Below are 7512 nucleotides of genomic sequence, written 5' to 3'. Positions count from 1 at the left end.
AAGTGAGAGTAGACCGTTTGCTTAGAAACGTTCGCTGCTTTGGCTATCTGATCCATATTGATCTTGAAGCCATGTTCAGAGAAAAGTTGGCTGGCTGCGGTTAAGATCTGCGATCTTTTCTGTTCACTCTTGATGATTTTAGTCACGTGCTTGCTTCTCGTTACTTAGTGTTGTCTCGTTACCTAGTTTGTCTCTTTGCTTGGTGCCTGTTGGTGCTCAGTTCTATGTGTCTCGTTTTACGCTAAGCATTATGCTTTTTGTGATGGTTTTATCAATCATTAACGATGAAACTTATTTTTAACACAATCAAACTAGACAGTCTAGTTTGATTTGGTTAGTCTAAAAAAAGAACATAATTGAGTACCGCATAGGAACAGTACGTATGTATAAATTGATGAAGGGAAGCGCAGTGGCAGTGGCGTTGTCGGCTTTTCTTGTTGGATGTGGCGAAAAGGAACAAGCCCAAGAGTCGGTTGATTCAACCGCTGAAACGGCATCGAGCGTCCAAACCATTTTAACGGTGGAAACGATGGCCTTGGCGCGGTCTTCCTCTTATGCAGTTCAGCGTGAATATGTCGGTGTGGTTAAGGCGGGTCAGCAGGCTAATTTAGGTTTCGAACTGGCGGGCAAAGTAAACGAGATTCTGGTGGATGTCGGTGACACAGTCACAACGGGTCAGCCGTTGATCATACTGGATACCCAACTTTTGGAAACCGAGTCTAGCCAACTGAAAGCGCAGGCTGAAGAAGTCAAAGCTCAATTGAGTTTGGTGGCTGCGAACCTTAAACGTCAACGTTCATTGAAAGCGAAAGGCTTCAGTGCCGAAGCTGAGATTGATTCGTTAACCAGTGAGCAACGCGTGTTACAGTCGAACTTACTGCGTATTGATGCCTCGGTAAAAGGCAATCAATTGAAGCTGGTGAAATCGACAGTTCGTGCGCCATATTCAGGGACCATCGCAACACGCTTTGTCTCGCTTGGAGATGTAGTGAATGTAGGGAATCCAACTCTTACACTGCTTGCCTCTGAAGGGAAAGAAGCCTTTATCGGTATTCCTGCCCATCAAATGAAAAAGGTTACTTCACTTTCCGCCCCAAGTATTCGCGTCGGGCGAGATGAATTCGCTGTGAGACTGTTGAATCCGGGCGCAATGGTCGACACACAGTCTCGCAGTGTCGGTTTGCGTTACTTGTTTCCTGAACAATCGTCGGTGTTAGAAGGGCAACTTGCCTATTTGAAATTTGATGAGCAGATTGATGACCAAGGCTACTGGGTGCCATTAACGGGTTTGATTGATGGATTGCGCGGTGTGTGGAACATCTTTGTGATTGGTGAAGACAACAAAGTTGAGCGCCGAAGTGTTCAGGTGTTGTTTGCCAACAATCAACAAGCGTACGTGAGTGGGGCGATTGAAGACGGTGAACAAGTGATTGCCAGTGGCTTACATCGTTTAGTTCCTGGACAAACCGTGAAGCCAGCAAGCGTTACTGCTGAATAGGAAATAGCATGAAAATCATAGAGACTATTTCCAACACTCGACTGCTTATCTTAATGACCGCACTGCTGATGGTGAGTGGTATTTCTGCGTTCATGACGTTGCCACGTGCAGAAGACCCAGTCATCATCAACCGTTACGCGAACATCACAACCAGTTTCCCCGGAGCCAGTGCCGAGCGTGTTGAAACCTTGGTAACAGAAGTTATCGAGAACAAGCTGCGTGAGCTGAGTGAAGTTAAACTCGTGAGCTCAACCTCAAGGCCGGGCGTGTCTATTGTCACCTTAGAATTGAATGACACCATCACTGAGCCTGAGCCAGTTTGGTCTCAAGCTCGCGACAAGCTATCTGACATCGAATCCATTTTGCCTGCGGGCTCTCATTCTCCCGATCTCGACAGTGATCATACCTATGCTTTCACAACTATCGCATCTCTAACCTGGTCTGGTGCAGGTGAACCTGACCGATTAACACTCGGGCGCTATGCCAAAGAACTCGCTAAGCGACTAAGAACTTTGTCGGGTACTGAATTCGTTGATGAATACGGGATGCCACAAGAAGAGATTCAAATCAGTTTACGTACGGCCGATGCCGCCGCGTTGGGGCGTTCAAGTGCCAATATTGCTGAGTCGCTCGAAGGGGCAGACGCCAAGAACTCCGCCGGCGAGTTAGTGAGTGCTTATTCTCGCTTTGGCTTAGAAATTAAATCTGAACTCGATTCTATTGAACGGATTAAGCAAGTGCCAATAGCCACTGATAGCAAAGGTCACATCATCCGTATGGAAGACATTGCTTCTGTGAAACGTGGTGAGAAAACCCCACAAGACCAGATTGCCATTATTGATGGTGAGCCGGGTGTGATTGTCGCGGCAAGAATGCATCCTGATCTGCGAGTCGACAACTGGACGTCGCGAGCTAATGCTCTGATTGGTAAATTTGAGCAAGAGTTACCAAGTAACGTTAAGGTGACGGTGCTGTTTAATCAGCAAGGTTATACCGAGACTCGCTTAGACGATTTAGGCAAAAGCTTGATGATCGGTTTTGGTCTGATCTTGATTGTTCTGTTTGTCACTTTAGGCGTGCGTGCCGCGATCTTAGTCGCCATTTCTCTGCCGTTAACCTCATTATTGACCTTGTCGATCATGAAAATGACCGGTGTGCCGATTAACCAAATGTCGGTGACAGGCCTAATTGTGGCGCTCGGGATCATGGTTGATAACGCGGTGGTGATGGTCGATACCATTCAGGCGTATCGTTTGAAAGGGCAACAACGAGCAGAAGCGACCATGAATGCGTTGAAGCATTTATGGGTGCCGTTATTAGGCTCAACCTTAACTACCGTGTTGGCGTTTGCCCCGATTATCTTGATGCCGGGTGCATCGGGTGAATTTGTCGGTGGTATTGCGATTACCGTTTCTTTCTCATTGGTCGGCTCTTACATCATCTCGCACACCTTAATCGCAGGCTTAGCGACCAAGCTATTGCCGAAACAACTCAGTGATGTCGACAAGAAAGGGCAGCACCATTGGTACATGACGGGTTTGAGAATCCCGGCTTTGACGCGCTGGTTCTCATCTTCTGTCCGCTTTGGTGTCACGCATCCAATCATCACGATTGCTTTGGTGTTGTTGGTTCCGTTTACCGGTTACTGGAGTATGTCTCAGCTGACTGAGCAATTCTTCCCGCCATCAGACCGAGACATGTTTGAGATTCAGGTTTATATGCCACCTCAAGCGAGCATTTATGCCACTAAAAACACCTCTGAAAAAATCGACGATATCATTCATCGTTATCCTGAAGTGGAGCGTATCGATTGGCTCGTGGGCGCAAACTTCCCATCCTTCTATTACAACCTGCAAGCAAGGCAAAATAACGCGCCGTACTTCTCGCAAGCCATGGTGAAAACAGAGAACTTTGACCAAGCCAATGCGCTAATTCCACAGTTGCAAAAGGTGTTGGATGAAGAGGTGCCGGAAGCACAAATCTTGGTACGTAAGCTTAACCAAGGGCCTCCATTTACCGCGCCCGTTGAACTGCGAGTGTATGGTGAAAACCTCGATACGTTGAAAGCGATTGGTGAGGATGTGCGATTGATTTTGGCGGGTGTTCCTCATGTGACGCACACAAGGGAAACGCTGCAACCAGGTACGCCGAAGGTGTGGTTGAAGGTTGATGAAGACACCGCAAAGCTGAATGGTATTTCATTGAACCAGTTCGCAGGTATGCTGCAAACTACGCTGACAGGTCGTGAAAGTGGCTCTGTGATTGAAGGCAGTGAGTCGGTACCAATCCGTGTTCGTGTGGCAGATGAGGCGCGTGAAAACTTGGCTCACTTAAGCAATATTCGTTTGCCAATCAGTTCAGATGTCTACTCGACAGGTATTAACGTATCGACACTGGCCGAACTTGAATTGACGACCAGTCGCGGCGCGATAACCCGCCGAAATGGGCAACGTGTGAATACCATTGAGGGCTACATTGAAGCAGGAGTCTTGCCTCAAACCGTGCTTAATGAATTCCAAAAACGCCTAGCAAGCTATCAGATGCCATCGGGTTACACGATTGGTTTTGGTGGCGAATCCGCTGAACGAGATAATTCAGTCAACAGCCTTATCTCGAATGTCGCCGTTGTGGTGGTATTGATGGTGTTGGTGGTGGTGATGTCGTTCAACTCTTTCCGAATGAGTAGCATCATCTTCATGGTAGCAGGATTGGCTGGTGGCCTAGGGCTGTTGTCGGTGTGGATCTTCGGTTATCCGTTCGGCTTTACGGTAATCATCGCCATGCTCGGGATTGCGGGCTTAGCGATTAACGCTGCCATCGTGATTCTGACGGAATTGAAACTCGATAAGCAAGCCTCATCAGGCAATGTGGATGCGGTCGTTGAGGCAGTGATGTCGTGTACTCGCCATATCAGTTCAACCACAATTACAACCGTTGGTGGCTTTATGCCGTTGATTATTGCTGGTGGTGGTTTCTGGCCTCCATTTGCAGTCGCGATTGTCGGCGGTACAGTATTAACCACGCTTATTTCGTTCTACTTTGTGCCTGTGGTTTATCATTTGATGACTAAAAATCAGCGTAAAAACATAGTGACTCAAGCTGCGTAACTGTTTTTCAATTTAACTGCTCTTCAATTACCCATAATCGAGCCGTATCTGGTTCGATTATGGTGTTGTTCTCTCACTAAATTCATTCCAACTACCCTTCAAAAATATCACTAAGCCAATCTTCAAGTTGCTCTCGTTTATCTTGTGGGCCATTGATGATCACCAAACCGTTTAGTGTCGCGTGATCCCAAGATATGGTGCCAGTAGCTAGCGCATCGAACACATCGAGTTCCGTAATCAGTAATAGATCTTCCTCTGTAGGCAAAGTATCTCGACCTGACACATCGACACCTTTCTCAAGTTTAACTTGGCTGTAATGACCTTTAATTGCTTCGAATAAGTTGAACTCAATTTTGCTTGGGTGGGGTTTCGCAAGCGCAGCCTTGATGGCAAAGAGTCGAAAGTGATCCGGTTTATTGAGGTTGTTGAATTCATTGTCTTGTCTGGCTGTGATGACGTTGCCAAAGACTTCTAGTGAACCGGGCTCTGTCACTAAACTAAATCCTGTATCTTGGTGAAGACCACAAGCGAAAGTTAGGGAAGATGTGAGTGAAAGAATGAGAGCAAATCGTTTTAGCATGTGTGAACCTTAAACGAACTAGGGCAGTTTTCTTACTTCAACAATAGATCGAGATTGTTGAATGAAGGTTGCGAACTGTACCAATAAATAAACGATAAAGGGACCACAATAGGTCCCTAAGTTATCGGCTCGCCATCCTTAGCATGCCTTTGCTTGGTGTATATCTAATTAACGAACGATTAGCATGATCTCTTCTGGAGTCATTGGCTTATCGAAGTAGCTCATGAATTGACCGAAGCCTTTGATGTCGCCGTTCGAGAACTTGAATGCACCAGACTGTAGGTTGCTACCAATCACTTGTTGAGCGTTTGGACCCGCAATCAAGATTTGGTTCAGTACTGCACGAGTGGTGTCGATTTGAACGTCTGCGCCTTTTACTGCTTCTTCGTGTAACTGAGCAATACCGTTACGGATTTCGATAGTGAATGCTTCGTTCGTATCAGAGAAGTTGTACGTTAGCATCATGTTCACGTCTAACGAGTTTTCTGCGATAAGCGTTGAAGTCATCATGTCGAAGATCTGCTTACTTGGTAGCGCAGTAAGCACGTCAACAGAAGCGAAGCTGATCATGTTTGAGAAGTCACGTTTGTTCTCTAGTTCAGCCGCCGCGTTAAGCGCCCAGTTACGCCAGTTGATGTTCACTTGGTCTGCAGCCCATGCTTTGTAAGCTTGTGCTTTCATCTCGCGAGCTTCCATATCTTGCTTGTTTACCGTGATTGGGTAAGAAAGAATTTCTGCTGCAAATGTGTAGTTTTCAGCCTTAATTGCTGCTTGTGCAGTCGTAAGGATGTTCTCACGGCCGCCCATGATCTCTACGAACGCTTTAGCACGTTGCTCGTAAGCCATTGGCTCTAATTGCCATGGATCTGCTTCGAAGAAACCGTTGTAACCAACGTAGATCTGACGAACAGCATGTGCAACGGTACCGTAGTGCTCTCCTAACCAAGGGTGCTCAGCAAGGTGCTTAGGAAGTTTAACGACTTCAACTAGCTCGTCCGGCGTCATACCTTTGTTCATGTAACGGATAGTTTGGTCATGCGTGTATTGAATCGCATCACGGTAAGCCGTTAGTACGTCAGCTACCGCTTCTTTACCTTCAACTGGACGACCGTGAGAGTTAATCATGATCTCAGTGTCGAACTTACGCATTACGTCGATGCCCTTGAACCACATTGATGGGTCACGGAATTTAGTACCACGAATAGTGTGAAGATTAGGGAAGTTCTCTCCTTGAAGTACTTCCGCAGCGTGCAGGATTTTCTGATCTGGGAAGTAAACCACTAACTCATCTTTCGTTTCAGATGGCACGTTCTCAATGTGCATTTTCACGCCAGCGATTTCGATTTCGATGTGGCTTTGGCTTGGTACAAGCAGGTTTGGTTCGATGAACGAAATAGCACCTTGCATGAAGCGTGGGCCAAGGCCGTCATTTACTGTACCGTGCTCACCTTCTTCTACGTGCTTAGCACCTGTGTAAGAAGTGCGGTGACCAAATAGAGTACCTAGGTTTGAAGACCAGTTAGCCACTGCAGCTGTTAGGCCTTCTTCAGCGATGATTTTTACTTCACCTGATGCTACTTCTTCGTCAGTAACCCATGCACGCACGCCAGAGATGTGGTCGATGTGGTTGTGAGAGTAGATGATTGCTTTAACCGGTTTGTCTGTGATTTGACGGAACTGCTCTTTAACCGATTGAGCCATTTCTACTGACTCGCCTGGATCAACAATGATGATGCCGTCAGTACCTTCAATCATGACTGGTGTGTCTAGACCGAAGCCGTAACCAAGGTAAATATTGTCATCTACTTGGATGATAGCTTGGTCCATTTTACGACCATGCTTGGTTAGGATTGGATGAACGTGGTCAGATTCTGCAGTGTAAGCTAGAGAATCGCCCGTTTTAGAAACAACCTGGATACGTTCGCCTTTACCCCAGAACATGTTTGACTTGTGTTCGAATAGAACCTCGCTTTTGTAGCGTGCATCAAGATCGATGTTTTGGTATTGAGCTGCGTTTGCCGTTTGAAGTTCTTGGCCTACTTTTGATACTGCTTCAACAGTGGGTGTTGCTGATGCAAAACCAGAAGCAAATAGAGCGCTTGCGATAGCAACAGGAAGAGCCATTTTTTTGAATGTATTAGTCATGATAGTGACCTTATATTTGGATACAGGAATTGGATTTCTTGACTCAAATAATAGAGAGGATAGAGGTCGCTATCTACACGCTAATAGTATTTCGATATATCGCTTTTACGATGATTGGGTTGTTATTTATATTGATTTTTCGATTTATATCGAAGGTTAAATTAGGAAGATTGGTTTGTGAT

Annotated in this window: 5 protein-coding genes; 2 read left to right on the top strand and 3 right to left on the bottom strand. The window is 46.2% G+C overall.

Going from position 1 to position 7512, the window contains the following annotated elements; all coding sequences use genetic code 11:
• A partial coding sequence (locus tag AB4653_RS02205; RefSeq protein WP_372103209.1) for a TetR/AcrR family transcriptional regulator occupies nt 1-146 on the bottom strand: 146 nt, incomplete at its 3' end.
• A gap of 236 nt (nt 147-382) precedes the next feature.
• Between AB4653_RS02205 and AB4653_RS02200 the strand changes: the two genes are divergently transcribed.
• Nucleotides 383-1498: an efflux RND transporter periplasmic adaptor subunit gene (locus AB4653_RS02200; RefSeq protein ID WP_102257818.1), complete on the top strand. Its 1116-nt coding sequence runs from the start codon at nt 383-385 to the stop codon at nt 1496-1498.
• 8 nt (nt 1499-1506) lie between these two features.
• Nucleotides 1507-4605 (top strand): efflux RND transporter permease subunit, encoded by a 3099-nt coding sequence (locus tag AB4653_RS02195; RefSeq protein WP_102257819.1) that lies wholly within the window; start codon nt 1507-1509, stop codon nt 4603-4605.
• A 91-nt stretch (nt 4606-4696) separates the two neighbouring features.
• On the opposite strand, the gene AB4653_RS02190 is transcribed toward AB4653_RS02195, so the two are convergent.
• Both AB4653_RS02190 and AB4653_RS02185 read right to left on the bottom strand, forming a co-directional pair.
• Nucleotides 4697-5185, bottom strand: a complete 489-nt coding sequence (locus AB4653_RS02190) for a hypothetical protein (RefSeq protein ID WP_102257820.1) — start codon at nt 5183-5185, stop codon at nt 4697-4699.
• A gap of 168 nt (nt 5186-5353) precedes the next feature.
• Complete coding sequence (locus tag AB4653_RS02185) at nt 5354-7330, bottom strand: alkyl sulfatase dimerization domain-containing protein (protein ID WP_102257821.1); 1977 nt, start codon at nt 7328-7330, stop codon at nt 5354-5356.
• Between the last annotated feature and the right edge of the window lie 182 nt (nt 7331-7512).

This window comes from Vibrio sp. 10N.222.48.A3, from assembly GCF_041475345.1.
GTDB classification, from domain to species: Bacteria; Pseudomonadota; Gammaproteobacteria; order Enterobacterales; family Vibrionaceae; genus Vibrio; species Vibrio tasmaniensis_A.
The sequence above is the reverse complement of the archived record's forward strand: the minus strand, read 5'-3'. Positions and strand labels throughout refer to the sequence as shown.

What these genes read in the sequence shown, in the direction of transcription:
- AB4653_RS02195 (WP_102257819.1), top strand. Translation starts at nt 1,507, where the DNA reads ATGAAAATCATAGAGACTATTTCCAACACTCGACTGCTTATCTTAATG.
- AB4653_RS02185 (WP_102257821.1), bottom strand. Translation starts at nt 7,330, where the DNA reads ATGACTAATACATTCAAAAAAATGGCTCTTCCTGTTGCTATCGCAAGC.
- AB4653_RS02190 (WP_102257820.1), bottom strand. Translation starts at nt 5,185, where the DNA reads ATGCTAAAACGATTTGCTCTCATTCTTTCACTCACATCTTCCCTAACT.
- AB4653_RS02200 (WP_102257818.1), top strand. Translation starts at nt 383, where the DNA reads ATGTATAAATTGATGAAGGGAAGCGCAGTGGCAGTGGCGTTGTCGGCT.